The organism is Agrilactobacillus yilanensis, from assembly GCF_003946725.1.
GTDB classification, from domain to species: Bacteria; Bacillota; Bacilli; order Lactobacillales; family Lactobacillaceae; genus Agrilactobacillus; species Agrilactobacillus yilanensis.
The window spans coordinates 26794-53065 of sequence record NZ_RHOY01000009.1 but is presented as its reverse complement, the minus strand read 5'-3'; the positions used below and the strand labels follow the sequence as shown (position 1 = coordinate 53065).

Below are 26272 nucleotides of genomic sequence, written 5' to 3'. Positions count from 1 at the left end.
ATAGCTGTTTCTGTTTCTAATTTATTGTAAATAAACGCTTGATTTTATATCAATAATTAGTTATGATATATATGTTCAGTAGATTAAAGTGATTTTAATTTAGGAGGTATTTTTATGATTAATAAACTAAACGTTGAAGGTCAAAACAAGTACGACTATCCTGAAACAAGACAAATTTTAAATCAACTGGTTGCTGATATCAGCCAACTCAGCGTAAACATTCATCAAACACATTGGTATATGCGGGGCAAAGAATTCTTCCGTTTACATCCTTTAATGGACGAATACATGGATCAATTAGGTGTTCATCTTGATGAAATCGCCGAACGTTTAATCGAAATTGGCGGTGCCCCTTATTCTACAACTCAAGAATTCATGGATCACACTGGTTTACCAGAAGAACCTGGTGAATTCGGCAAGTATTCTATGGAAGACTATGTTGCACGTTTAGTTAACCAATTTGAATATCTTCGGGATGTTTATCAAAAAGCGATGGAAATTAGCGATGCCGAAAAAGACTGGCCAACTCAAGATATGTTGAATGGTTTCAAAGGTGAAATCGACAAGAATATCTGGACATTGAATGCCTTCTTAGGCAAGGGCCCATTCGGGGACTAACTTAATTTTAAACTTTCTTCCTATAATAGTGTTAATAAAAGTGCCGAGTATTCCAATTTAGTGAGAATATTCCCTGAAATGCACAGCGTATAACAAAAAACCTTGAGATTTTATTTTCTCAAGGTTTTTTGTTTTATTTTTGAAATGCGCTTACTAGAGCAAAGCTCTCACCTAACTACGAATCTCTTGCGTGTCTGACGACACTCTGCAAGATTCTAGGTTAGTGCTCGAGGCTTTCCCGCTCTAGTTCACGCTCTGATTTTGAAACGCGTTCAAAATTACTGACAATTTACATAACTACGCCTTACTCACAAGCCAAGACCGGGCTTATGTCGTAAGTCTAGGTTATGTGCATTGTCACCCGTAACTTTTCACGCTCTGGCTCTGAAACGCGTTCCCAAAGACTGATTTCTGTGCTTAGCTACGTCTAACTTGTAAGCGAAGTACGCTTACATCGTTAGTCTAGGCTATGCTCAAAATCAACCCGTCTTTGGTTACGCTCTGGCTGTTTCCTGTGCTATTTTTTGTTCATTTTCTTTATCCAGTTTCATCAATCCAATTCCAGTGAAGCCGCTAATGAGTGACATTACTGGGCATAAGAGGCTGAAGAATACGAAGGGTAGGTATTGAATGGTTGGTACGCCTAAGGTGTTGGCGATGAATACGCCACCGACGCCCCAAGGTACAAGGTAGTTTAAGACGGTGCCGCCATCTTCTAAAATACGACCTAATGCCCCGCTGGCCAAGCCGCCTTCATTAAATGTTTTCTTAAAGGCCCGGCCCGGTAAAATAATAGATAAGAACTGTTCACCTACAAAGATATTTACGCCGATACAAGTTGCTAAAGCGGCAGCGACTAATTTGCCAGAAGTATTTAGATGTTTGGCTAGTGGTAGCATAACGGCATTGATTAGTCCAAAGTGAACCAATAGACCACCTAAAGACAAAGTAAGTACAATTAAGGCAACTGTTGGCATCATGCTCACAATGCCACCTCGAGATAATAAAATATTAACTTCATGATTACTTGTTTTGGCGACGTAACCATTGGTAATAATGTCGGTGGCTTTACTAACAGTTAAGCCATGGTCGTTAATAAACATCATCACTGCTGAGACAAAAATATTGATCAGCATCGTTGGAATAGCTGCCATTTTGATCGCTGCACAAGCAAAAACTAAAATAATTGGAATTAGTGATAATACTGAAATATGAAAATCACTCGTTAAAGCAGCTACGGTTGTATTAATCTTGCTCATATCCGCATGGTTATGTCCCATCCCCATAAAAGCAAAGGCAATTGTTGTGATGGCCCCTGCTGGTAAGATAGACCAAAGAATTGTTTTCATATGGCTAAACAAATCAGTATCCACAACAGCGGCTGCCAAATTGTTAGTTTCAGATAAAGGTGATAATTTATCGCCAAAGACCCCGCCGGCGACAATGGCTCCAGCAACTAAAGCAGGATTAAAATTCATCGTGACCCCAATGCCGAAAAAGGCAATCCCCACTGTAGAAACAACGGTAAAACAACTACCAACTGCTGCACCTACCAGCGAACAAACTAGGAAAACGGTTGGTAAAAACCATTGGGCACTGATGGCCTTAAAACCGTAAACCATTAACGTTGGAATTGTCCCGGCAGCAATCCAAGTACTAATCATTGCACCAATTAAAATGAAAATAACAATTGGAATAATCCCTTTATCAATACCGTCTTTAATCCCCGTATTGATCTCTTGCCAATTAAAGCCTCGTAATTTTGCCCAAAAAATGGCAACTGTCATAGCTAGTAAAACGGGTACTTGGGGCGATAAGCCTAAGCCAATGACGCCAACACCCATAATTCCTAAAATTACGAGCAAAACAATAATTGCTTCCCCTAATTTAATCTTTGGTAACCGACTCATCATTTTATTTTCCCTCTTCCAGTAATGTTTTTGACCAAATAAAAATCCCTATTGCAACAAACTGCAACAGGGACGATTGGATTTAAACTTTACCGTGGTACCACCCAGCTTGTGTCCTAAAAAAGGACACCACTCACTAGAAGATAATGGATTCTAGTTATTGACCATTGCCAAATGTGTCTACGGTATTTCGTCACCTTTATCCTGATTGGCTCGCAGCAACCGCCAACTTCCTGACGCTCAGATAAAGAACTACTTGATGTAAACTTGACTTTAAATTATTATAAAACGATTATAAACGTTGCCTTGAAAAATTGCAAGTCTCTAACCTTCAACAATATGTTCACAAGGTTGGCCGTTTAAAATAGCTAACGTATCATTTAGTGAAATATCTACCATATTTTGAACCGCCGCATTGGTATAAAAACCGATGTGTGGTGTCAATGAAACGTTTGGCATCGTAATTAATTGTGCCAACTCTGGATTGTGCAATTCCGTCCCTGTTCGATCGGCCCCGAAAATACCAGTTTCACCTTCCACTGTATCTAACCCGGCACCAGCAATTGTGCCCGTTGTTAAAGCCGTAATCAACGCTTTAGTATCCACAACTGGGCCTCGAGAACAGTTAATTAATAAAGCTTCTTTTTTCATCAAAGCCAGTGAGTCTGCATTAATCATATGCTGTGTTTCATCTGTCAATGGGGTGTGACAGGTGACAATATCTGCCGTTTTTAACAATGTTTCCCGATCGGTATACGTCAAAACATCACTTAATTCTGGTCGATGAATTGGATCTTGAGCAATTACAGTTGCCCCCAATGCACTAAATAGGCGAGCAACGGCGCTACCAATTTTACCAGCACCAATAATCCCCACGGTCAAATTATGAATTTCTCTAGATTCTAAACCAGCCCAGCTATAATCACCCTTTAATTGACGGGCGTGAGATTGGCCAATATGCCGCAACAAATACATTGTATGGGCCAACGTCTCTTCACCAACGGATCTTGGCGAGTAAGCCGGTACATTGGTGACAACAAGTCCATTTGCTTTAGCTTGTTCAAAATCAATGATGTCATAACCTGTAATTCTTAAACCAATTTGTCGAATGCCATAGGCTTTTAAGCGTTGATAAATTTCTGGATCAGCAACTTTACCGTGCTGTTGAATCACAATGCCATCATAGCCTTCTGCCTGGCCGACACTATTTAAATCAAAGCTGTCTTTTGTCGTTTCTACAGTCACGTTATTAGCCTTAGCCCAAGCCGCAACCGCTTCTAATTCATCTGGGCGAATACTGTACATCAAAATTTTCATAAGGTTTCCTCCAATTATACCTGAACTTTTTCTGCAGCAACATAAGCCTTCAAATTAGCCATTGCTTGCTTCAATTGGGCCATACTTGTGGCATAGCTCATCCGTACGTAACCTTCACCGCCAGGGCCAAAAGAAGCACCTGGGATAACGGCAACTTTGCCTTTTTCAGCCAAATCATAACAAAAATCAAAACTCTTTTGAATTAAGCCTTCAGGAATCTTGGCAAAGATGTAAAAAGCGCCTTCTGGTTTTGCGCAAGTGAAGCCTAATTCATTCAAAGCACCTTGCAAATAATCTCGGCGTTCTTGATAAGCTTTACGCATCTCAACTCCATCGTCCGGGCCGTTAGCAAAGGCTTCATAAGCCGCATCTTGGGCATTAGCTGTGGCACAAGTAATGCAAAATTGATGTACTTTACCGATTTGGGTAATGACTGCTTTTGGACCACAAAGTAGCCCAATTCTCCAGCCAGTCATGGCATGGGACTTTGAAACCCCGTTTAGCAATAAGACTTGATCTGGTAAAATTTCTGCCAGGGACACGTGTTTTTCACCATAAGTCAATTCACTATAAATTTCATCACAAATTGCAAAAACATCGTATTTCTCAATCACTTTAGCCAGCTTTTCCAAATCATCCCGACGATAAGTAACGCCCGTTGGATTATTAGGATAGTTCAAAATGATGGCTTTAGCAGTGGCTCTATTTTCGGCTAAAACTTGATCTAACTTCTCAGGATCTAATACAAAGCCATTGTCTGAAGTATCGATAAAGATTGGTTTTGCGCCATTTAGCATGGTTACTGGAATGTACAAAGGAAAAATCGGCGTTGGAATGATTACTGTATCGCCAGGATTTAAAATCGAAGTTAAGGTTGCATAAATCGCCTCGGTTGCCCCTGCAGTCACTAAAACTTCTGTTTCAGGATCATAATGCACATTATATTTTTGTGCTAAAAAATTGGCGGCAGCTTGGCGTAACTCAATTTTACCGTTGGAATTTGTATAGTGGCTGTCGTTACTTTCAATACTGCGAATCGCCGCTTGTTTGACGTGTTCTGGTGTGTTAAAATCAGGTTCCCCTAAGGTTAATTTAACAATACCGGGGATGTTTGCTGTCGCCTGATTAAAAGCCAAAATATCAGATGGTTGCAGTTGGGCGACTTCATTTTTCATACGATTACTTAAATCTTTAGACATTTAAATCACTCCTAATTAAAATAAATACCCCACAGTTACAAATAAAATCGTAAACTGTGGGGTATATAATCATCAAAAAACGGTCATTATTATTCGCCACACAGTTTAAAAATCGCTGCACCTGTGTGACCAAGAATTTTTACACGGCTAAAAACTTCTGGTTTCACAGATGCTTGTGAAAAAACCAAAAGTAAAAATATCTATTTGGATTAGATAAGTTTATAGTCGTCATCATTAAAAACTCCTTAGAATATCTTTAGGGAATATAATACGCTTCTCACTTCAAATGTCAAAATTTTTTTAGAAATAGTTAATGCCAATCGCGTCTCTAACTTCTTGTAACGTTTGATTAGCGACAACATTGGCTTTTTCACTGCCGGCTTTTAACATGGCCATGACACTGGCAGGGTCTTGTTCAAACATTGCCCGGCGTTTGCGAATGGGCTCAAACTCTGCTTGCAACACTTCGTTTAAGTAACGTTTGATCTTCACATCTCCTAAACCGCCGTGTTGATATTGTGCTTTTAAATCCGCTACTTTAGCTTTGTCAGGATCAAAAACATCTAAATAGGTGAACACAATATTGCCTTCTACTTGACCAGGATCTTCAACATGAATATGATTTGGATCCGTATACATGGACATGACTTTCTTTTGCATTGTATCAGCGTCATCCGAAATATAAATGGCATTGCCTAAAGACTTAGACATCTTGGCATTACCATCTAAACCTGGCAAACGGCCTTCCCCTTTTGGCGGGAAAACGCCATAAGGTTCTACTAAAACATCTTTATTATAAATATTATTAAAACTGCGCACGATTTCACGGGCTTGTTCCATCATTGGTTCTTGATCATCCCCAACTGGGACAGTATCTGCCTTAAAGGCTGTGATATCCGCTGTTTGACTAACCGGATAAACTAAAAAACCAGCGGGCACACTTTGCCCAAAGCGCTTCTGACGAATTTCAGTTTTAACCGTTGGATTGCGTTCTAGGCGATTAACAGAAACAATGTTCATATAATGCATCGTTAATTCACTCAACGCTGGAATTTGAGATTGGACAAGAATTGTTGATTTTTCAGGATCAATACCCACTGCCAAATAATCTAAAGCGACTTGTAATAGTGAATTTCGGATTTTTTCAGGATCACGGGCATTGTCCGTTAACGCCTGCATATCCGCAATCATAATAAATGTATTATAATCTTGTGTATTTTGTAATTTCACTCGATTTCTTAAAGAACCAATATAATGACCGATATGTAATTTACCGGTTGGCCGATCAGCCGTTAAAATAGTATGTTTTTCAGACATATTTTTTTCCCTTCCTTATTGCGATATCTCAATGTTTTAAGTCTAGCGATGATTCGGATAATTGTCAAAGCCTTCTCATCTAAAGTCACAATATACTTGCATCATCTTCTAAGAGCGCGTAAAATAGTTTGAACGATTTTGTTATTTATTTCCCTCGTATTCCGTATAGGAGGTACTTTCATGGCACAAACTGCAACTAATGAAAAACAGCGCCAATTAGCACAAGAATCAGAACAAAAACGCGTCACCACGGTTCTTAATGAAATCAAGCAGCAATTAACTGCCGCTACTGACAAATTAGACCTGGCCCAACAAGAAACCCACCGCATCGAATTAAACTACGGTGATAACACCAAAGTTAATATCACTGAAACCGATGATCGTATGGAAACCAATGCTGCCGTGCAACAGCAAAAAAACTTAGTTGCCAGTTCTATTGAATCTGAAAAAATTCTAACTCGGCAAGTTCAAGTCTTAAAAGATTTAGCCGATTCCCCTTACTTTGGCCGCATTGACATCGACGAAGATGGCCAAAAAGACACTTTATATATTGGTACTGCAACTTTACAAAACCAGGCCGAAGATTTCTTGATCTACGACTGGCGGGCACCAATCTCTAGTATTTATTATAACGGTACGCTAGGCCCAGTGACTTATGATACACCTGTGGGTCAGCAGAAAGTTATTTTAGAGAAAAAACGGCAATTTTTTATTACTAACGGCGAAATTAAAAATATGTTTGATACAAATGAAACCGTTGGCGATGAAATTCTGCAGACAGTTTTAGGCCAGCAAAACGATGAACATATGCGCAATATCGTTGCCACGATCCAAAAAGAACAAAATGATATTATTCGCAATACCACTTCAGAATTATTAGTCGTTCAAGGGGTTGCCGGCAGTGGTAAAACCTCGGCCATTCTTCAACGGATTGCTTACTTACTTTATCATGCCCGCAATCAATTAGATGCGGATCAAATTATTTTATTTTCACCTAACCGTCTGTTCTCCAACTATATTTCCCAAGTCCTGCCTAGTTTAGGCGAGAAAAATATGCGGCAAGTTACTTTAGCTGAATTTTTAACCCAACGCTTCTCAGGCTTAAAAGTCGAAAGTTTATTTGAACGTTTCGAAAAAGATCAGCATAGTTTTCCTGAAATGGCTAAACAATTACACCGCTACAAAGAAAGCGCCGCATTTATGACTCAGATTCGCAATTATGTGCGTCAAACAGATGATCACGTTTTAGCTTTCAGCAGTATTTATTTTGAAGGTAAACCTTTCTTTAATAAAACTGAAATTCAAAAGATTTATAGTGCGCTACCAAAAGCCATGCTGCCCCGGGATAAGTTCTTAAATACAAAAAACACTTTGATCAAACGTTTAAAGAAGCGAATTGCTAAAGATGCTTTGTCCGATGAAATTCAAGAAGCGGTGAGCTTATTAAATGAGTACCAATACCAAACGTTAACTGCTCAAAAACAGTTCGATTCTGGGGATGCTGAGTTTAATTTTGTAGCCCGCGCTTTGGTCCGTCAACGCTATCAAGTTATTTATGATGCGATCTATAATGACTATTTTATGGACACTTATGAGGAATACTGTCACTTTTTAGCCCAATGTCCGCCTGATTTTGCCAGTGATGCGATCTGGACAACGATGATTGAACAAGTACGTAATGATATCGAAGCCCACAAAATTCATTTGGAAGATGCCGTGCCACTCCTTTATCTTCGAGATTTACTAACTGGCAGCGGTCAAAATCATAGCATGCAGTATTTGTTTGTTGATGAAATGCAAGATTATTCTGCCGCCCAGTTGATTTACGTTAAGCATGCCTTTCCTAACGCCAAATTAACGCTTTTAGGCGATAGTGCCCAAGATATTTTCACGGCCGAATACCATCCCAGCGATTTTATTCATGAAATTACAGAAATTTTTCCAAAGCGTAAAATTGCGCTGTTCACTTTACTGAAAAGTTATCGGTCTACAAAACCCATTACCGATTTTGCCAAAGAAATGTTATTGACCGCTGACAAAATTGAAGCTTTTGCTAGAGAAGGCCACAAACCAGACTATTATTTATGTCCAGATCAAATGCAAGCCTTAACCCAAGTGACTCGTTTGACAAATGATTTGCTGCAAAAGTACCCTACTGTGGCTATTTTGACAAAAACAACCCAAGCAGCTAATCAGCTTTACACGGCTTTAAAAGTAGATCATCCGGTCACTTTAATTTCGGATCAAGATCGGGGCATCCCTAAAGGTATCTTGATCTTACCAATTTATTTAGCGAAAGGTTTAGAGTTTGATGCGGTTGTAGGCTATGATATTTCCCAAAAAACGTATCATGCAGATGGCGACCGTGATATTCTCTATACTTTGGCTTCCAGAGCAATGCATGAATTAAAGCTCGTCGGCATTCAGGCGCCTAGTCCCATCTTAATGAACCTAAAATCGAACTTATATCATTACCACGAAGTTACTCCAATTTCAGAAAGTTAAGCTACAAAAAAGCCTTGAGATGCACTAGACCCTGTCAAGTTGACAGATGAAATATTATAAAATTAAATATATTTATAAGCGGCTTCATTCCAGTATTCATCCGGAGTGAGGCCGTTTTTTGTGCTGAACGATTTTGATAATTTAAATATTTAAGAGCTGTGAATTTGGATCTGGCTATGCAAAAAGCCCTTCATAATCATCAAATGAATTATTATATTTCATCTGATAACCATAAAGGGATTATCGCAAGAAAATTAATTTTCTCAAGGCTTTTTTGTTTATTAAGCAATTACAACACTAAGAATATAAAATCACAAAGATGAGATTACAAATAATATTAATCAACAGTGGTGTCGCAATATTTTTAGCCAATAAATAACTCAAACTAATTAATAACCCGATCACCATTTGTACCAATAAAACCCAGCCAAATGCTTGGCCGCTAAACAGACCGGTCAACAATGCCACTAATAACAGTCCGGCAAAACGACTAAACGCGGTCTTACGTGTGAATAACTCGTTAAAGGCTACCCCGTTAAATAAATTCTGTTGAATAAATGGTAATAATGCCACATAAAACATACGAAACGCCCATAATCGTAAGCCGGTGATTTTTTCAATTCGGCCTTGCAGCGTGAAATCGCCTATGTAACCCTTGATTTGCAGCCAAATCGTCAATAATTGCAGCCCGCCGCAAATAACCACAAAGATTAATGTGACATAATAATAAGGTGCTTGTAACAGGCTTTCTTTAAACATTAACGGCCGAACACGATGACTCGCCATATTGTAAAAGTTCACAGCCAATGCCGCCAGAATTAGCCCTGCGGCTAAATATAAGCCTAGTAAAAACATAGGTGGTACGTTTTTATTTAAGATAATCGTTTTTTCAAAAAACATTAACAAACCGTATAAAACCAGTAGCATCCCCGCCAGAGGCAAATGCCGCTTTTCGGCCTTTTCCATAAAAAAAGACTCCTAACTATATAAAGTCAAATCTGCACTTATTAACTTATAATACACAATATCACAAGTTTCTGAACCTGTTTTTACCGTAAATTAATAAATTTATAGGAAAAATAGCGCAAAATCGGCAAACCTTTGAATTAAGTTTGAATTTTTAATTTACTGTTTGCAAAAAAATATTTGGTTACCAAAAAAATAATTTAATAACGATTGAAGCCGCTTTTAGGACGTGTTATAGTTAAACCGTAAAGTATGTGAAAACAGTAACAAATGAGAACTATTCTCAATGATTTGTTGCTAAAATCACCTTAATTTGATTGAAGGAGTTGTTGTTATTATGACAAAGCACTATGACCAAGAGCTTGATTCAGGTTACACAATGACTACTGTCATGGCCGAAGCAGCACGTTGCTTACTCTGCCACGACGCCCCTTGCTCTAAAGCCTGTCCCGCCCACACGGATCCAGCCAAATTTATCCGCAGCGTCCGTTTTCGTAACTTCAAAGGTGCCGCTGAAACGATTCGTGAAAATAATGCACTTGGCGCCATTTGTGCCCGGGTTTGCCCTACTGAAAAGTACTGTCAACTAGCTTGTGCCCGCTGTGGCATTGACACACCAATTGACATCGGTGGGATCCAACGTTTTGTCACCGACTTTGAACAGCAAGCTAAAATGGACATTCTTGAAAAAGGCCCTAGTAATGGCTTAAAAGTTGCCATTGTAGGCAGTGGCCCTTCTGGTTTACAAGCAGCAACCACGCTTTTACAAAAAGGCTATGCTGTTGATATTTATGAACAACAAGCTAAAGCTGGCGGTTATCTTACATATGGCATTCCTGAATATCGTCTACCTAATGATATTGTAGACTTTGAAATTAATCGTATCCTCAATCTTGGTGCAACAATTCACTATAACACCACCATCGGCCAAGAGCTCACTTTAGCTGCCTTAAAGACAAGTCATGACGCTGTTATCTTAGCCATTGGTGCCAGCCAAGCCAAAATGCTGCCGATGTTTGAAAATAACGCCTACACCGAAACAGCTGTTGATTTCTTAGCACGAGTTAAGACAAATCAAGGTCATGTGACTGTCCCAGATAATGTTTTAGTCATCGGCGGCGGTGATGTAGCGATGGACGTTGCAACAACCTTAAAATTACTTAATGTGCCACAAGTTACAGACGTGGTCTATGAAACTTTTAGTGAATTCAAAGCTTCCAAAAAAGAACTAGAAGCCACCCAACAAATGGGTGTCACTATTATTGACGGCTATGTACCGGACAGTATTAACGATAACACTGTTACTTTTAAGCATCGTAAAATTAACGGCCAAATTCAAGTTCAAGCGGACAAAATTATTTTAGCAGTAGGTCAAGTTGCTGATGCTGCGCACTTAGACTTAACTTTGGAAAATAATGAAGTGCCGTTTACCGGCTATCAAACAACCGATCCGAAAGTCTTCGTTACCGGTGATATTGCCCAAGGTGATAAAACTGTTGTTTGGGCGGTTCAAAAAGGTAAAGAAGTCGCTGAAACCATTGATGCAGTTTTAGGAGGTCACTAATTATGATTAATAAAGACTTATCCATTGACTTTTTAGGCGTTCATTTTGAAAATCCTTTTTGCCTATCTTCATCTCCTGTTGGTAATTGCTATGACATGTGTAAAAAAGCCTATGATGAAGGCTGGGCCGGTGTTGTTTTCAAAACAATTGGTCCTGAACACTTTGTCGTTGATGAAGTGTCCCCACGTTTTGATGAATTAGCTAAAGAAGCCACCCCATTTGTCGGTTTCAAAAATATGGAACAAATCGCTGAACATTCATTAGCAGAAAATTTAGCTGACTTAAGACGTTTGAAAGCAGACTACCCCGAAAAAGTATTAATCGCTTCTATCATGGGTACTAATGAAGCCGATTGGACGGAGTTAGCCCGCGTCGTCACCGAAGCCGGTGCGGATATGATTGAAATGAATCTATCTTGTCCACAAATGACTTCTCATGAAATGGGTTCTGACGTCGGTACGAATCCTGAACTTTGCCAAAAATATTGTGCCGCTGTTAAAAAAGGTTCTGACTTACCAATGATGGCCAAGATGACCCCTAATATTACAGATATGGGTCCCGTCGCTAAAGCTTGTCTTGCTGGTGGTGCTGATGGGATTGCAGCCATTAATACCGTTAAATCTATTGCCAATATCGACTTAGATCGTAAAGTTGGACTACCTATCGTGAACGGTAAATCTTCAATTTCTGGTTTTTCTGGGAAAGCCGTTAAACCCATTGCTTTGCGCTTCATCCAACAATTACGGACGACTGCCGGTTTAGAGCAATTGCCAATCTCTGGCATCGGTGGTATTGAAACTTGGGAAGATGCTGCAGAATTTATTTTACTAGGTTCTAGTACGTTGCAAGTTACAACGAGTGTCATGCAATATGGCTATCGTATCGTTGAAGATATGAAGAATGGCCTAATGCACTACATGGCTGAACAAAACGTAGAGCACCTATCTGATTTAGTTGGTCTAGCCAACCAAGCTATTATTCCAGCGGAAGCTTTGGATCGTGACTATAAAGTCTATCCAAATATTGACTGGGACAAATGTATCGGCTGTGGTCGTTGTTTCATTTCTTGTTATGATGGCGCCCATCAAGCCTTGACGTGGGATGAAGACACACGTCGGCCAACTTGTAACACTGAAAAATGTGTCGGTTGTCAATTATGTAACCTCGTTTGTCCTGTAGGCGCAATTTCTCTTGGTGAAGTTGTTATGAAACCAGGCCGTACCGGCGATGTCACTGCGGTTGAAGTGCATTCTAGCCGATTATCCTAACTTTTTGATTTGATGCCTTGACCAAGACAGTACTTTGGGTTTTATACTAGAGGTATCAAGTTAATAGAAGGGACTTATAATTAATGAAAAACTTAAATATTGGTCACACGAATTGGACTACCTCTGCTGTTGCATTAGGGATTATGCGTATGGACGCTCTGACCAATCAAGAAGCGGTCAAATCTTTAGAAACGGCCTACGATCAGGGCATTAACTTCATTGATTCTGCGGATATTTACGGTATGGGCAAATCTGAAGAAAACTTCGGCAATGCCTTAGCCAGCTCTAGTTTAAACCGCGATCAACTTTACATCCAATCTAAAGGCGGCATTGTTTTTGATAAAGACAGAAGTCATGGCAGTCTTGTTTTCGGCAAACGCTACGATTTTTCTAAAAAACATTTGATTGAAGCCGTTGAAGGTATTTTGCAACGGATGCAAATTGATTATTTAGATGCCTTTTTATTACATCGACCAGATCCATTGATGGCCTTAGATGAAGTTGCTGCTGCTTTTGATGAACTACAAACTAGTGGTAAAGTTCGGCATTTCGGTGTTTCTAATTTTAATCCACAACAGTTTACAATGCTGCAAAATGCAGTGACTCAAAAGCTGTTGATTAATCAATTACAATTTAGCATCATGCACACTGGGATGATTGATTTTGGTCTACATACCAACATGGCAGATACCCGTTCGATCAACCATGACGGTGGTATTCTAGAATATGCCCGGACAAACAACATCACCGTTCAAGCTTGGTCCCCATTCCAATATGGTATGTTTAAAGGTACCTTTATTGACAATCCTAAGTTTGAAGCTTTGAATACCAAATTAGCTGAATTAGCCGATAAGTATCATGTCAGCAAAAATGCAATTGCTGTCGCCTGGATTTTACGGCATCCCGCTGATATTCAAGTCATTTTAGGGACAATGAATCCTAAACACATTGCAGATAGTGCTGCAGGCAGTGATATTATCTTAACCAAACAAGAATGGTACGATATTTATTTTGCTGCCGGTAATGATTTACCTTAATTTCTAATTTAGTTTAAAAAAATAAGATGGTACACACCTGACCCGATAAGGTTGCAGGTATGTGCCATCTTATTTTTTAACGATTTACAATTTACTGTGCCACCGCTTCTTGGATTGCAATTAACAATCTTTGAATATCTTCTGGATAAACTTCTCCAATATTGCCGATTCTAAAAGTCGGCACAGTCGAAATTTTACCTGGATAAATGACGAAGCCAGCAACTTTTAAATCATCATAGAATTGTTTAAAATCAAATGCTGCTGTTGGATAAACAAAAGAAGTAATAATTGGCGATTGATAATCTTGAGGAATCAGTGCCTCAAAGCCTAGTGCTTTCATCCCAGTAACTAATAATTGCTGGTTTTCCTGATAACGCGCATAACGCTGTGCGACGCCACCTTCAGTTGCCAATTCTTCTAATGCTGTTGCAAAAGCATGCACCACATGTGTCGGTGATGTGTAACGCCATTTGCCATGATTCTTCTCCATTTCAGCATATTGGTCATACAAATCAAGGGATAATGTTCTAGCTCGGCCCTTAGCCGCCTCTAAACAGACTTTATTGGCAATAACAAACGCAAAGCCTGGCACACCTTGAATACATTTATTGGCACTGCTGATTAAGAAATCAATCTTTAAAGCAGCAATATCAATGGGAATGCCACCAAAACTGCTCATGGCGTCGACCATTGTGACAATGCCTCGGTCGTGCATCCAAGGCACAATAGTTTCGATTGGATTCAAAACGCCGGTTGTTGTTTCGCAATGCACCATCACAAAATGCGTGATGTCATCATGTTGTGCCACAATTTCTTGAATAGCACTTAATGTTATAGGTTCACGTTCATCAACAATCAAGTCAACATGCTGAATACCATAAACATCCGCAATCTGCCCAATACGTTGGCCATAAGCGCCATTCATCGCAATCAATAAAGTGCCATCTGTCGGTACCACTGAACTAATGACCGCTTCAACACCATAAGTCCCACTACCTTGAATCGGTACTGCTGTATAGCTTTGATTATCAACCGCACCTAAAGCCAAGAGAGACTGTCTGATAGACTGTGTAATCTTTTTATAATCATCATCCCATGTGCAGTAATCAAATTGCATCGCTGCCTTAACCGCACGGCTTGTTGTTAAAGGACCTGGTGTGAGTAACAAGTAATTATTATCTACCATTAGCCACCTCAAACTCTTTATTTAAACCTTCGATAACTTGGGTCAATTCATGCATGTCTGTGATGGTGAAATCTGCCCCAACAGCTTCAAACTCTTGTTTCACTGCAATACATTTTTTAACTTTCTTTTCAAAAGACAGCGCATCATATTCCCGTTCAGAAAGGCCCATTAGGCTGCTGCCCTCAACAATGCCTACTGTAACAACGCCTGCATTACGACCTTCTTCAATATCAACAGTTGTATCACCGACTTTAATAACTTCTTTAGGATCTTCAATTCCAAAATTAGCCATCACTTTTTGAACCATTGCTGGTGAAGGTCGGCCTTGTCCAGCTACATCTTCAGCAGTTAACACCAATTCTGGTGCATAACCTTTTTGTGCAGCACCGATTTGAACAACCCGCATCATTTCTGGTGCATAGCCTGTTGTTGTCGCAATTTTAATACCATGATTTTTAAGATAAGCAATCGTTTCTAATACAAAAGGTTTTAAATTCGTTTCTTCTCTCAACTGCAACATTAAACATTGTTCAAAATCATCATAAATTTTTTGACGATCTGTGCCAGTCGGCAATACTTCATGTAGAGATAACCATTGCAACTGAATTTCAGGCATTTCCAAAAGTTTGCCAATATGATCCCATTTGACCATACCCATATCTCGGCGAATTAAATCCGCGGATATATTGATACCTGCATTAGTAAAAGCCTTTTGAAAGGCAATTACCGGTGCAACACTTCCATAATCGACAGTTGTACCTGCCCAATCAAAAATTACTGCTTTAATCATATCTTTCAATTCTCTCCTAATTACTTCGCTAAATAAACACGTCTTAATTTAACAGCTACAAATTCTAATAAGAAAGTCACTGCGATGACCATATAAACGATCATGCCAACTTCATGGAAATCAAAGCTCATATTACCAGCTACAAATAATTGATACCCAATACCACCAGCACCAGCTGCAGCCCCAACGGCTACTGCATTGGCAAAATTAATTTCCAAACGGATAAATGTCCATGAAATTAATGAAGCCATTGTTGTCGGCCAAATTGCTTGAAATACAATCACCCAAAATTTACTACCTGTTACTTTTAAGGCTTCAATCGTTGATTGATCTATTTCTTCAATACTTTCTGAATAAGCTTTCGTTAAATAAGCGACACTATGGAAACTCAAGCCTAAAACAGCAGCTGTTGTCCCTAGGCCACAAACAATTGAGAAAATTAAAACCCAAATAATTGTGGGGATTGCTCGCACAACCGCCATAAAAACACGGATACCAGCACTCAAATAACGATTCGTTAAATTTCTAGATGCCATAATTGCTAAGAAAAAGCCAATAACAGCACCGATAATTGTCGTAATGATAGCTAGTAACAAACTAATACCTAAAGCAGACAGCAACATGCTAAAACTATCTGAGCCCACATTTGGATGAATAAAAATTTGAGTTAATGTCTCACGTAAACTATGAAACGCTTCTCCAAGCTGCACATTTGCTGAATCCAAATGTAATAAAGTAAAAACGGTAATCACGGCTAAGCCCATTAGAACAAACCCAATCATTACTCGAGATAAACTATTTTTGTGCAAAATAATTTTCTCTGATTGTGGTGCTTCGGGCTGTCGCTGAAATACGGTTTCATTACTGTTTGAAATCATAAGATAACCTTTCTAATTTGATTCGAAAGAACTTCAAGTATGATGACGACTAAAATAATTGCCAAAACAGTCATGCCAGCAGCATCAAACCGAAAACTCTTGTAATACAAATCAAATATAAATCCAATACCAGTACCCGTTAAAATACCAACTAAAGTTGCATCCCGAACGTTATTTTCAATCATATACAATACCCAACTAATTAAACTGGGTAAAATTTGTGGTAATACCGCTTGGAAAATAATTTGAAAATAACTTGCACCAGTTGCTTTTAAGGCTAACGTTGTTTCGCTAGCTTCATCTTCAATAATTTCCATAAAGGCTCTGATCAAGTAACCGACAGACATCAATAACAAAGCTAAGAAGCCTGTAAAATCACTTTGCTTAAATGAAAATAATAGAATCATTGCCCAAGCAACCAATGGAATATTTCTAAAAAAAGAGGCAATACCTCGAGTTGCTGTTTGTACGACCCAATTAAAGCCTGTCACTTTTGAACCGAGTAACGCTACAAAAATCGCAATAACAGCAGCAACGACCGTTGAAGCAATTGCCAATAAGACAGTCTGCATCAGCTTCGTCCAAATTTGTGGGACATGCGACATGGAATCTGCAGTTGGCATAAAGTTTGTGCCTAACCAGGCAAAAGCCTTGGGCACAGCTGTAATACCTGCCAAATTATTATATTGTAAGATCCAGCTGCAAATTAGATAGATAGCCCCGACTAAAGCAATGACCCCAGTTTGACGCCAATGCTTTTGGCTCAAGTATTTAATAGATCCCGTCATCACTTAAGCTCCTTTGTAACCGGCTGATCATACAATTCAGCTAATGTTGCTTCAGACAAATCAGCTGCTGGTTCATCAAAAACTAATTCACCTTTACGGATACCAATAATTTGATCAGCGTATTTTTTAGCAATATTAATTTGATGCAAATTCGCAATACAAATAATGTTAAATTCTTCCGTTAATTCTTTTAGTAATTGCATCACTGTCTGGGCTGAAATAGGGTCCAGAGAAGCAATCGGTTCGTCACAAAGAATAACTTTTGGATGCTGAATTAATGATCTGGCAATACCAACCCGTTGCTTTTGACCGCCGCTCAATTCAGAACAACGTTGTAAAGCAAATTCCTTCAAACCAACTTTATCTAATAAGACCATGGCTTCTTTTTTTTCATCTTCAGTATAACGACCAAAGACACCTGCCAATGTGGATTTATAACCTAACCGACCATGCAATACATTTTCAATGACGGTTAAGCGTTCTACTAAGTTGTAGTTTTGAAAGATCATTCCGATTTGACGCCGATGCTTCCGTAATTCTGCTTTGTTCGCTGTTCGTAAATCTTGATTATCTAAAAGAATTTGTCCGGAGTCATCTTTGATTAGCTGATTTAAGCTTCTCAAAATTGTAGTTTTACCAGCACCAGAAGGCCCAATAATTGCTACAAATTTTCCAGGTTCAATACTAAAAGAAATATCTTTTAAGGCTGTTTTATCTTTTTGATAACTTTTTTCTAAATTTTTAACTTCTAGCATGGTAAAACCCCTTACTTACCAATTAATTCGTGAGTCGGTTGATACCAAGCATCGTCTACAGCAATCAATTTCGTTTGATCTGTTGTCTTTTTCCACAAAGTAGCTGTTTTAGCATCTTCTTTACCTAATAATTTAGGATTATCACTAACTTTTGAAGAAGTGAAACGTTCCAAGACAGCTTTACGATCTTTTTCACTCAATGTCGCTGTATTGGCAACTAATGGCCCGTTTTGAACTGGTAACACAGAAATATCGACAACTTCTTTGCCATGGAAATCAGTGAATGGTGCTTCAGCATTATCTTTAACAACAAAAGTTGAACCGACCTTATCATATGAACCTTCAGAAACTTTCATAAATGGTTCCAAATCAATATCATCGAACGCTGCCACATCTACATCACCTTTTAGTAGGTTCACAGCGGAGCCAGGATGTGATGTGCCGTATAAGACTTTACTAAAGAACTTGCCGCCTTCGGATAAGTCATCTTTATTTTTTAATTTGAAATGCTTTTGGATTTCATCAGTTGGTACCGCAAAACCAGAAGTTGATGTTGCAGAAACAAAAGAAATTCTTGACCCTTTAACTTTGTCAATTGAATATTCTCCGTTCTTCTTATACTCATCTGCTTTATCTTTAGGCACCATCAAGTAAGAGCGGTAACTAGCCCCTTCTTTTGTCCCTTTTTCACCAGATTGAATCATCATTGGCAATACTTTTTTATTACGTGCATGGGCTTGGATATAGCCGTCAGCGCCCATAAAGGCCAATTGTGCCTTACCAGAAGAAATAGCTTCAATCGCAACATTATAGTCAGTCGTTGTTTGAATATCAACTTGTTTTCCTGTTGCTTCATGGATTTGTTTCTTTAATTCATCCCGTGATGTTGTCAAAACTTTAGCTGATTCGCTTGGATAAAAAACAACGGTAATTTTATCTGATGATTTATTACTATCTGAACTACTTGCTGAGCTTTGATTAGAACAACCAGTTACAATCCCAAATGTCAGCAGTGTTAACCCCAATAATGCTGTTACGAAACGTCCTTTTTTCATGAAAATATATCCAACTTTCTTTCTCTTTTTTTGAACATTTTCAGATTAACAAAGGATTGTAAAGGGATGACCTAGTTCGTGTAAAAAGAATGTCTAATTTTAGTACCATTTTTCTGAAAATTTTCAATATTCCATTAACCTTGTTAAACAAATCCTGATATATCAATCACAATCTAGATTTTTCAATTGTAAATGTCCAAATCAATTTTTTTGATTTTATGATTGATATTAAAATAAAAATCATGTAGTATGTAGTTACTTAATAAATCACAGGAAAAGAAAGTAGGCTATTTTATGACTTATACAATTACTGGCGCCACTGGACATCTAGGTACATTAGTGATGGCAAACATGTTAAAACTTGTTGTACCTAACGAACTCCGAGCAGCTGTACATACCCCTAGCAAAGCACAAAGCTTAGTTGATAAAGGTGTTGATGTGGTTGCCATTGATTATTTGCAGCCTGACAAATTGGCTCAAGCATTACAAGGTACAGACACTTTAGTTTATATTCCTAGTAAGACTTACAGTGTTTTAGATCGGGTGACTGAACTTGAAAATATTCTTGCGGCTATGAAACAAGCAGCCGTCTCCCATATTATTGCAGTTAGCTTTTTTGCCGATCAAGAAGATAATCCCTTCACGATGTCTGCTTTTTATGGTTACTTACCTCGACGTTTGGCAAGTTCTGGCTTCAAATATGCTATTTTAAAAAATTCGCTTTATGCAGATCCACTAATTCCTTATTTACCAGAACTCATCCAACGGCAAAATCTAATTTACCCTGTCGGTGATCAAGCCCTTAGCTTCATTAGCTACGCGGACAGCGCTGAAGCTATTGCAAAATTAGCGACACAACCGACTTTAAATCAGGATGGTCAAAGTTATCTGCTTTCTCAAACTCAAAACTATACGATGCCGACATTAGGCGCGCTGATGACTGAAGCAACTGGACACAAAATTGGTTATGCCCCGGTAACAAATGCTGAATTTGCTGAAATTTATGCTGCCGAAGGTGATGGCCAAGAACTAGCTTCTATGTATCGGGCAGGTGAAATGGGTTTGTTAGCCCAAACTAGTACTGCATTTGAAACGATCACTGGCCATGAACCCCAGGATATGGCCGCTTTTTTAAAAACAAACTATCACGCTTAACGGCAACCACACAAATAAAGCGGCTAGGTCAAATTGAATTTTGATCTAGCCGCTTTATTTATTTTTTAATACGAACCATTAATTATAAGCTATTGTTGCTTAGTCGTTTACATCAAACTTATAGTTTTCTGAATAAAATGGTACGCGATAAGCCCGATAAGCATAAGCTTTGGCTGCTGCATTTTTGATCGTAATATTAAAGACCTGGGCACCGGTACTGTCTACTTCAATAATATTGCTGACTTTACCATTATTTTTAAAACCAAAATCTACTAATGTATTCCCATTGGTTTCCCGTTCTGCATAACCAATAATACTTGTGAAGTTTGTTTTACCCAAATCCTTACCATAAGCCCAGACTTGGTCAATCGTCATAGTCTTGGTGTTGATTTGATATTCGACAGCCTGTGAATATTTACCGGATGTCTTTTCATCGCCGTTAGTGACGGCAATATTGTTATCATACAAAATAACATTTTCGGTATCACCTGTCTTGGATAATAAGTACAAGCCATGCTGTCCACCAGTAATGGTAGTGCCCTTAGTTGGGGTTAAAATCTTATCTCGATACTTCTTAGGCCAAGTCGCTTTGGCTTTACCACTATAAATCCATTTTATCTCATTCGTCTTATAATCCAACTTCATGATCATATCTTGATTTCGACCGGAAATCATAATTGAGTTATCCGAAGCATCATAATCCACTGAATTTTGATGGAACCAATCTACTTTATCATCTGAACCGGCTTTGTAACTTGTATACATTGATTCAGGTAAGATTTTCTTTAGATCAATTACTTTAACAACCTTCCCTGTTTTATGAGAAATTTGCACCATGACGTCTTCTTTATACTTAGAGCCGTCATTTACTGTTGCTAAAATATCTTGGTTCGGTAATTCCACAAGGTCATGGTGAATCACAGTTGTTTCATCTTTAGAATTACCACTGTCGTTAGACTGTGTCGTCCCTTTAAAGCTGTATTCTTTATAGACGCGTCCCAATACGTCGGTTTCAATTAAATCATTGTACAAACTAGAGCTCACTTTTTTCTTTGTTAAAACGAGCATGTGCCCGTTTGAAATTTGTTCAATTGTATGCTGTGAATAGTCGGTTAAATACCAACGTACGTTACCGTCAGCATCCACTGCAAAAGGTTCTTTAGTTGTTCGATTAATAATCGTTAACTTATTGTTGCCAATATCCATTTTGTTTTTATCATTCTCAGTTACTGTAACTTTGGCACTCTTAATGTATTTAGGTAGGGCACCGGTCTTTACAGAAATTTCCTTTGTGGCCGTTGTACCATCTTGATACGTTATATTCAAGGTCACAGTGTTTGTTTTATCGGCATACAAGCCTACAACGGGTACTTGGTGCGTTGTGCTGTAATCACCATTTACTGTATTTGTAATGCTGGTACCATCACTTTCACCAGCAACTGTATATGTAATTTTGGCAGCCTGGCTCGTTTGAAAGATGACAAGGGCGGTTAACGGGGATGTTTCATATGGATTCACTTTTATATAGGGCTTATCCAATGTGTAGTCACTGTCTTTAACAATTTTTTGGTACTTTTTTGTTAAAGTGCTTTGTGCCTTTTCACGGGTAGTAATCAGCTTAGAACCAATATTCTTCTTGATTTGTGCCGTCGTTAAAACGCCTTCATCTTTATCACTACTACTTGTACTATTGTTGCTGCAGGCCACTGTCACAACCGCCAAACAGGCTAACAATAAAGCAGCCAGCGGTAACTTTCTCTTCAAAATCCATCACACCTTTTTCCTTTTTTTATAATCATAATTTAATCTTATGATAATATTACAAATAAATTGTGAAGAAGTTTTGAAGGGCCAGTCTCATTATTAATGAATATGTAGGCAACGTGAATATTACGTTGATTATCGTCGCTTTAGGTGGCTTTATATTACAAGCCGCTAAAGCTTATGCGGTAACAAAAAAAGCCTACCCGTGCACGGGTGGGCAATGTAGTAAAGATAGACCAAGAAAGAGGTCTAAGATAACTCTAACACAAAATCAAAAAAGTTAAATATAACTTTTTACGTATCAATACAGGTACGTTATACTATAGGTTTCCAACGGTTTTTATTTTTTTTTAGGATTTTTTTTTAGAAACAGCTTCATAAGCCGCTGTTGGATTTCATTTACACTTTCGTGTAATTTTTATCATGTCATTTTTCATCACTCCCAATTATTTATTGCGTAATTTATTGACTTATTTTACTCAATAAAGTAAAATTAAGGTATATTAAATAAGCCTTTAACACAGGTACTTATACCGGTTTATCGTCAAAACAACAATGTAAACGGGCTTGTTTTTTATTGCTTAATTACTTGATGAATTAAATATAACCCTATACAGTAATAATGTCAACGTATTTTTATTTTATAAAGTAAAGTGATTTGTCACATTGAAGGGGATTGTTGATATGACAATATTTGACAAGACAAAAGAAGCTGCTGAAAAAAGAGGCATGAGTTTGCAAGACGTTGCAAGAAAAGCGGGGTTGGGAATTAACAGCATTTATGCGTGGAAAAAAAGGGATCCAAGCATTACCAGAATCAAAGCCGTTGCTAAAGTGTTAAAAGTCTCATCTGATGAATTGTTGGGAATAGAAAATGCTGATAATCCCAAAATAATTGATATTGAAGACGATCATGTGCTTATGACGTTTGAGGGTAAGCCAATACCACCAGACGACTTAGAAATCATAAAGCGTTTGCTGCGAGGTGCTAAAAAATGATGACAAGCCTAATTAATGGCCTCTTGCGATTTGCTTTTGATCATGATGTTGGTTATGTGCTAACTAGGGATCTACAACCCACTACACCATCCATGGCTGATTGTGAAAGCCGAATAATCGTTATCAATCTAGATTGGCACAATCCAAAAGAGCTACCACTAATGATTGCCCACGAAATCGGGCACGTTTTAAATGATGACAGCGGCGTTTTGTATTATGCCACCCCCGCCTCCCACTCAAATATTGAGGATAACGCTGATAACGCAGGGCTACGAATTTTACTACCTATATATTTTAAAAATTTTTACAGCTGTGAAAATTTAGAGGATATTAATTAGTACACAATTATGAAGCAGTTGGCTATTCCCGTCCGATTAACAAAGGAGGTGGTGCAAAACATTTATAAATATTTAGGCAAATTAAAAAGCTATATCCCACGGTAATGAGATATAGCAAGTCATAAATATGATTCGTCAAAATAATTTTATCATATTTATGGGGGATTGGAAAATGAGAAAGAGCAAAAAGCCGTTTTATAAAGTAGTTTGGTTTTGGTTATTCTTGGTAATGATAGCGGTTTCCGGGATATTATTTGTCACTTTGGGAGATCAAATGACGGAAACTGAATATTACAAATCTAGGTTAGAGACTAAAGAAACAACCGAAACTACTACCACAGAAACAACTAGTTCTAGCAGCAGTAGTAAAAAGACTAATAAAAAACATGAAGCTTTGGGTTTGGGGGAAGAATATATCCTTGCCAAAAATGGCACCGAAAAAATGTATAGTATCACCATTGACGAAGTTGGTCAAAATTGGAATCAGTTTGCAACGGAACAAATGGATTACGAAGAAGGTGCTTTTAAAGGACTAGACAAAAACAAAATATTGCAAATTAAATACACTTATAAAAATTATGGATTGGAAGAACCATTTTTAGCCAACTCACAATATTTAACAGTGTATGATCAAAATGGCAAAGCGGGGCAATTGACGAACGCGCAAGATGGTCAAAATGAAGTAACTGAGGGTAAGTCCAGCGATTCGACTGTTTGGGCTGTTATGCCCGAAAACGTGAGTGACATTACTAAAGTTAGCGTAGAATTTAAAGATACCATTGTTGGCGGAGAATCGTTTTTTGAAATACCTATGTAACCACTTTTAAGGGGGATAAGTCCGTGGCTGATATTGAAAAGCGAGGCGGGACGTGGTAATATCGTGTACGCTACGTAGATTCCAAAGGCAAACGCCGTTCTATTTATAACATTTTATTTATCACAAATATATAAACGATAAAAATTATAGGTATTTTGTGGGCAAAGTTTTAATAATATAGAGTTTTATAATAAAATAAAAAGCCATTAGAATCCTTATTCATCAAAGTTTCTAACGGTTTTTATTTTTTTAGGATTTTTTTAGAAATAGCTTCATAAGCCGCTGTTGGATCTCAGCTACGCTTTCATGCAATTTTTCTTCTGTCATTTTTTATCATCTCCCTAGTTATTTATTGCGTAATTCATTGACTCATCTACCACACGTGATAAAATAAAGTCATACCAAATAATCGTTAAATAGGCATATTATCCACACGCACTATTTAAAAGAAGCCGATAATCACTTGTTTTTTGTTGCTTAATTACTTGATGGCTTTATTGTCTACCATAAATGATAGAATTTAAATACAAAAATAGCATATATGATAAAAATATGTCGCTAAAATCTGATGGGGTGTTGATATGACAACGTTAGACCGGGTTAAAAAAATATCAAAAAATCGTGGCTGGTCTTTGCAAAAAGTAGCTGAAAAAGCGGGAATAGGTAAAAATAGCATTTATCGGTGGAGTACAAAAAAACCCACCACAAATAGTTTGCAGAAAGTAGCAGATGTTTTAGATGTATCGATTGACTACCTGCTAGGCGATACAGACCGCCCCGAAAAAAATACAGGTACAGCTCCAAAAAAAATCGACTTAAAGGATAGCCTTAAAAATGGTGAGGTGATTATGGCGTGGGGCGGAAAGCCCATCCCGCCAGAAGAATTAGAAATGATTCGACGGATTTTGGACGGTGGAAAATGAATGAGATACAAAAAAAAGATAAGAGCATTGGAACAACTAGGATAAAATAACGGTATATTATTCGTTTAAAAAATATAAATAAGAACTTTATAACTTTTCGTTGCATTGTTGGTAATTGTATTGTCCACAATATGTGGGCACTTTGTGGGCAAAGTTTTAATAATATAGCTTTTTATAGAGTTTTATAATAAAATAAAAAACCGTTAGAATCCTTATTTATCAAGATTTCCAACGGTTTTTATTTTTTTAGGATTTTTTTAGAAACAGCTTCATAAGCCGCTTGCCGGATTTGAACCGGCGACCCCCACCTTACCATGGTGATGCTCTACCTGCTGAGCTAAAGCGGCATCAGTAAGCATAATTATACCGAATTTTAATATCATTGACAAGCGCTAAACTGTTCTATTATAAAAGTCTAATCGAACATCCCCAGTAATTAGGTTATTAATGGTCAATTGCGTTAAACTAACATTAGCGACTTGTCCCAATTGCTGTACTTGTGCAATATGCATGACTTCTGCCATCAAACAGCGAATGATTGTCCCATGGCAGATCAATAAAATATTGCCTTCTGGCCAAGCTGCAAAGGTGTCCGTCACTAATGCAAAGGTCCTGGCTCTAGCAGCTTCAAAAGTTTCGCCATTGGCTACTGGTGCATAATCTGGCAAAATTAATTTTGTCTGTCGATCAAAGCAGCCGGGGCAGGTTTTTTGTAACGCCATCACAGACTCCCCCTCCCAGTTGCCGAAGTCAATTTCACGCAGCCGTTCATCCGTTTTACAGTCTTGATACCCTGTCAGAATTTCGGCGGTTTCCATGGCACGCGTCATTGGGCTTACTATGATTTGATCATAAATTTTGGGGTCAAATTGCGCGGCTAATTTTTGTGCTTGCTGCCGTCCGGTTTCGTTCAGTGAAATGTCTGTACGACCGCCCTGTACAAGCCGTCGCTGGTTGTAATCGGTCTGTCCATGCCGAATCATTGTAATTTTCATTTATTAAACCTCCCTAATCTTTATATTTTTTTTGCCTAAATTTTAATTTAATGCTTTCAAAACTAACTTTTTAAGTTTATAATTATTGTACTTACCTGACTTCATTATGAACACGAAAGGATCCGACT

The 26272-nt window shown here is 38.2% G+C and carries 23 protein-coding genes and 1 tRNA gene; 10 read left to right on the top strand and 14 right to left on the bottom strand.

Annotated elements, in window-relative coordinates:
* Positions 1-114 precede the first annotated feature (114 nt).
* On the top strand, positions 115-618 hold the full coding sequence (locus EKM93_RS07610; RefSeq protein WP_125714607.1) for a Dps family protein: 504 nt from the start codon (positions 115-117) through the stop codon (positions 616-618).
* Positions 619-1112: 494 nt separating this feature from the next.
* Here the strand turns inward: EKM93_RS07610 and nhaC are convergent, their stop codons facing one another.
* The 4 genes from nhaC to trpS form a co-directional block, all read right to left on the bottom strand.
* Entirely contained in the window at positions 1113-2528 is a 1416-nt protein-coding gene (gene nhaC, locus EKM93_RS07605) for a Na+/H+ antiporter NhaC (RefSeq protein WP_376923053.1), read from the bottom strand.
* 324 nt (positions 2529-2852) lie between these two features.
* Positions 2853-3845 (bottom strand): D-2-hydroxyacid dehydrogenase, encoded by a 993-nt coding sequence (locus EKM93_RS07600; RefSeq protein WP_125714603.1) that lies wholly within the window; start codon positions 3843-3845, stop codon positions 2853-2855.
* 14 nt (positions 3846-3859) lie between these two features.
* Positions 3860-5044, bottom strand: coding sequence for an aminotransferase class I/II-fold pyridoxal phosphate-dependent enzyme (locus tag EKM93_RS07595; RefSeq protein WP_125714600.1), 1185 nt, complete (start codon positions 5042-5044; stop codon positions 3860-3862).
* Positions 5045-5344: 300 nt separating this feature from the next.
* Positions 5345-6361 carry a tryptophan--tRNA ligase gene (trpS, locus tag EKM93_RS07590; RefSeq protein WP_125714598.1) on the bottom strand — a complete coding sequence of 339 codons (1017 nt, stop codon included), beginning with the start codon at positions 6359-6361 and terminating at the stop codon, positions 5345-5347.
* A gap of 180 nt (positions 6362-6541) precedes the next feature.
* On the opposite strand from trpS, the gene helD reads away from it, so the two are divergent.
* Complete coding sequence (helD, locus tag EKM93_RS07585) at positions 6542-8866, top strand: RNA polymerase recycling motor HelD (protein ID WP_125714596.1); 2325 nt, start codon at positions 6542-6544, stop codon at positions 8864-8866.
* Between the two features lie 297 nt (positions 8867-9163).
* Here the strand turns inward: helD and EKM93_RS07580 are convergent, their stop codons facing one another.
* A complete protein-coding gene (locus EKM93_RS07580; protein WP_125714594.1) occupies positions 9164-9832 on the bottom strand; it encodes a CPBP family glutamic-type intramembrane protease in 669 nt (222 codons plus the stop codon).
* Positions 9833-10169: 337 nt separating this feature from the next.
* On the opposite strand from EKM93_RS07580, the gene EKM93_RS07575 reads away from it, so the two are divergent.
* The 3 genes from EKM93_RS07575 (at position 10170) to EKM93_RS07565 (ending at position 13701) form a co-directional block, all read left to right on the top strand.
* On the top strand, positions 10170-11396 hold the full coding sequence (locus EKM93_RS07575; protein ID WP_125714592.1) for an FAD-dependent oxidoreductase: 1227 nt from the start codon (positions 10170-10172) through the stop codon (positions 11394-11396).
* A gap of 2 nt (positions 11397-11398) precedes the next feature.
* Positions 11399-12664, top strand: coding sequence for an NAD-dependent dihydropyrimidine dehydrogenase subunit PreA (gene preA / locus EKM93_RS07570; protein ID WP_125714590.1), 1266 nt, complete (start codon positions 11399-11401; stop codon positions 12662-12664).
* Positions 12665-12747: 83 nt separating this feature from the next.
* Complete coding sequence (locus EKM93_RS07565) at positions 12748-13701, top strand: aldo/keto reductase (RefSeq protein WP_125714588.1); 954 nt, start codon at positions 12748-12750, stop codon at positions 13699-13701.
* Between the two features lie 91 nt (positions 13702-13792).
* On the opposite strand, the gene phnW is transcribed toward EKM93_RS07565, so the two are convergent.
* Genes phnW through EKM93_RS07535 form a run of 6 tightly spaced genes read right to left on the bottom strand, consistent with a single transcriptional unit; the run spans position 13793 to position 19153 of the window.
* Positions 13793-14887, bottom strand: coding sequence for a 2-aminoethylphosphonate--pyruvate transaminase (gene phnW, locus EKM93_RS07560; protein WP_125714586.1), 1095 nt, complete (start codon positions 14885-14887; stop codon positions 13793-13795).
* Entirely contained in the window at positions 14877-15677 is an 801-nt protein-coding gene (gene phnX, locus EKM93_RS07555) for a phosphonoacetaldehyde hydrolase (protein ID WP_125714584.1), read from the bottom strand. Before phnX ends, phnW begins: the two co-directional genes overlap by 11 nt.
* A gap of 20 nt (positions 15678-15697) precedes the next feature.
* Complete coding sequence (locus tag EKM93_RS07550) at positions 15698-16555, bottom strand: PhnE/PtxC family ABC transporter permease (protein WP_125714582.1); 858 nt, start codon at positions 16553-16555, stop codon at positions 15698-15700.
* A complete protein-coding gene (locus EKM93_RS07545) occupies positions 16552-17343 on the bottom strand; it encodes a phosphate/phosphonate ABC transporter permease (RefSeq protein WP_125714580.1) in 792 nt (263 codons plus the stop codon). The genes EKM93_RS07550 and EKM93_RS07545 overlap by 4 nt, the downstream gene beginning before the upstream one ends.
* On the bottom strand, positions 17343-18098 hold the full coding sequence (gene phnC / locus EKM93_RS07540) for a phosphonate ABC transporter ATP-binding protein (RefSeq protein ID WP_125714579.1): 756 nt from the start codon (positions 18096-18098) through the stop codon (positions 17343-17345). Before phnC ends, EKM93_RS07545 begins: the two co-directional genes overlap by 1 nt.
* Positions 18099-18109: 11 nt before the next feature.
* Complete coding sequence (locus EKM93_RS07535) at positions 18110-19153, bottom strand: phosphate/phosphite/phosphonate ABC transporter substrate-binding protein (protein WP_125714577.1); 1044 nt, start codon at positions 19151-19153, stop codon at positions 18110-18112.
* Positions 19154-19447: 294 nt separating this feature from the next.
* On the opposite strand from EKM93_RS07535, the gene EKM93_RS07530 reads away from it, so the two are divergent.
* A complete protein-coding gene (locus EKM93_RS07530; RefSeq protein ID WP_125714575.1) occupies positions 19448-20308 on the top strand; it encodes an NmrA family NAD(P)-binding protein in 861 nt (286 codons plus the stop codon).
* A 99-nt stretch (positions 20309-20407) separates the two neighbouring features.
* On the opposite strand, the gene EKM93_RS07525 is transcribed toward EKM93_RS07530, so the two are convergent.
* Positions 20408-22072, bottom strand: a complete 1665-nt coding sequence (locus tag EKM93_RS07525) for an aryl-sulfate sulfotransferase (RefSeq protein ID WP_164507031.1) — start codon at positions 22070-22072, stop codon at positions 20408-20410.
* 684 nt (positions 22073-22756) lie between these two features.
* Between EKM93_RS07525 and EKM93_RS07520 the strand changes: the two genes are divergently transcribed.
* From EKM93_RS07520 to EKM93_RS07505, 4 genes are all read left to right on the top strand, one after another.
* Positions 22757-23071 carry a helix-turn-helix domain-containing protein gene (locus EKM93_RS07520; RefSeq protein WP_125714573.1) on the top strand — a complete coding sequence of 105 codons (315 nt, stop codon included), beginning with the start codon at positions 22757-22759 and terminating at the stop codon, positions 23069-23071.
* Complete coding sequence (locus EKM93_RS07515; protein ID WP_125714571.1) at positions 23068-23409, top strand: ImmA/IrrE family metallo-endopeptidase; 342 nt, start codon at positions 23068-23070, stop codon at positions 23407-23409. Before EKM93_RS07520 ends, EKM93_RS07515 begins: the two co-directional genes overlap by 4 nt.
* Positions 23410-23536: 127 nt before the next feature.
* A complete protein-coding gene (locus EKM93_RS07510; protein WP_125714569.1) occupies positions 23537-24226 on the top strand; it encodes a hypothetical protein in 690 nt (229 codons plus the stop codon).
* 581 nt (positions 24227-24807) lie between these two features.
* Positions 24808-25149: a helix-turn-helix domain-containing protein gene (locus EKM93_RS07505; RefSeq protein ID WP_125714568.1), complete on the top strand. Its 342-nt coding sequence runs from the start codon at positions 24808-24810 to the stop codon at positions 25147-25149.
* A 274-nt stretch (positions 25150-25423) separates the two neighbouring features.
* Here EKM93_RS07505 and EKM93_RS07500 read toward each other — a convergent pair.
* Positions 25424-25496 (bottom strand) — tRNA-Thr (locus EKM93_RS07500).
* Between the two features lie 45 nt (positions 25497-25541).
* The gene (locus tag EKM93_RS07495) at positions 25542-26144 is read right to left on the bottom strand and encodes a histidine phosphatase family protein (protein ID WP_125714567.1); all 603 of its coding nucleotides are present in this window, start codon (positions 26142-26144) and stop codon (positions 25542-25544) included.
* Positions 26145-26272: the final 128 nt, after the last annotated feature.

What these genes read in the sequence shown, in the direction of transcription:
- phnC (WP_125714579.1), bottom strand. Translation starts at nt 18,098, where the DNA reads ATGCTAGAAGTTAAAAATTTAGAAAAAAGTTATCAAAAAGATAAAACA.
- EKM93_RS07520 (WP_125714573.1), top strand. Translation starts at nt 22,757, where the DNA reads ATGACAATATTTGACAAGACAAAAGAAGCTGCTGAAAAAAGAGGCATG.
- phnX (WP_125714584.1), bottom strand. Translation starts at nt 15,677, where the DNA reads ATGATTAAAGCAGTAATTTTTGATTGGGCAGGTACAACTGTCGATTAT.
- EKM93_RS07610 (WP_125714607.1), top strand. Translation starts at nt 115, where the DNA reads ATGATTAATAAACTAAACGTTGAAGGTCAAAACAAGTACGACTATCCT.
- EKM93_RS07550 (WP_125714582.1), bottom strand. Translation starts at nt 16,555, where the DNA reads ATGATTTCAAACAGTAATGAAACCGTATTTCAGCGACAGCCCGAAGCA.
- nhaC (WP_376923053.1), bottom strand. Translation starts at nt 2,528, where the DNA reads ATGAGTCGGTTACCAAAGATTAAATTAGGGGAAGCAATTATTGTTTTG.
- EKM93_RS07495 (WP_125714567.1), bottom strand. Translation starts at nt 26,144, where the DNA reads ATGAAAATTACAATGATTCGGCATGGACAGACCGATTACAACCAGCGA.
- phnW (WP_125714586.1), bottom strand. Translation starts at nt 14,887, where the DNA reads ATGGTAGATAATAATTACTTGTTACTCACACCAGGTCCTTTAACAACA.
- EKM93_RS07545 (WP_125714580.1), bottom strand. Translation starts at nt 17,343, where the DNA reads ATGACGGGATCTATTAAATACTTGAGCCAAAAGCATTGGCGTCAAACT.
- EKM93_RS07515 (WP_125714571.1), top strand. Translation starts at nt 23,068, where the DNA reads ATGATGACAAGCCTAATTAATGGCCTCTTGCGATTTGCTTTTGATCAT.
- EKM93_RS07575 (WP_125714592.1), top strand. Translation starts at nt 10,170, where the DNA reads ATGACAAAGCACTATGACCAAGAGCTTGATTCAGGTTACACAATGACT.
- EKM93_RS07565 (WP_125714588.1), top strand. Translation starts at nt 12,748, where the DNA reads ATGAAAAACTTAAATATTGGTCACACGAATTGGACTACCTCTGCTGTT.
- preA (WP_125714590.1), top strand. Translation starts at nt 11,399, where the DNA reads ATGATTAATAAAGACTTATCCATTGACTTTTTAGGCGTTCATTTTGAA.
- EKM93_RS07530 (WP_125714575.1), top strand. Translation starts at nt 19,448, where the DNA reads ATGACTTATACAATTACTGGCGCCACTGGACATCTAGGTACATTAGTG.
- helD (WP_125714596.1), top strand. Translation starts at nt 6,542, where the DNA reads ATGGCACAAACTGCAACTAATGAAAAACAGCGCCAATTAGCACAAGAA.
- EKM93_RS07510 (WP_125714569.1), top strand. Translation starts at nt 23,537, where the DNA reads ATGATTCGTCAAAATAATTTTATCATATTTATGGGGGATTGGAAAATG.
- EKM93_RS07535 (WP_125714577.1), bottom strand. Translation starts at nt 19,153, where the DNA reads ATGAAAAAAGGACGTTTCGTAACAGCATTATTGGGGTTAACACTGCTG.
- EKM93_RS07595 (WP_125714600.1), bottom strand. Translation starts at nt 5,044, where the DNA reads ATGTCTAAAGATTTAAGTAATCGTATGAAAAATGAAGTCGCCCAACTG.
- trpS (WP_125714598.1), bottom strand. Translation starts at nt 6,361, where the DNA reads ATGTCTGAAAAACATACTATTTTAACGGCTGATCGGCCAACCGGTAAA.
- EKM93_RS07580 (WP_125714594.1), bottom strand. Translation starts at nt 9,832, where the DNA reads ATGGAAAAGGCCGAAAAGCGGCATTTGCCTCTGGCGGGGATGCTACTG.
- EKM93_RS07505 (WP_125714568.1), top strand. Translation starts at nt 24,808, where the DNA reads ATGACAACGTTAGACCGGGTTAAAAAAATATCAAAAAATCGTGGCTGG.
- EKM93_RS07600 (WP_125714603.1), bottom strand. Translation starts at nt 3,845, where the DNA reads ATGAAAATTTTGATGTACAGTATTCGCCCAGATGAATTAGAAGCGGTT.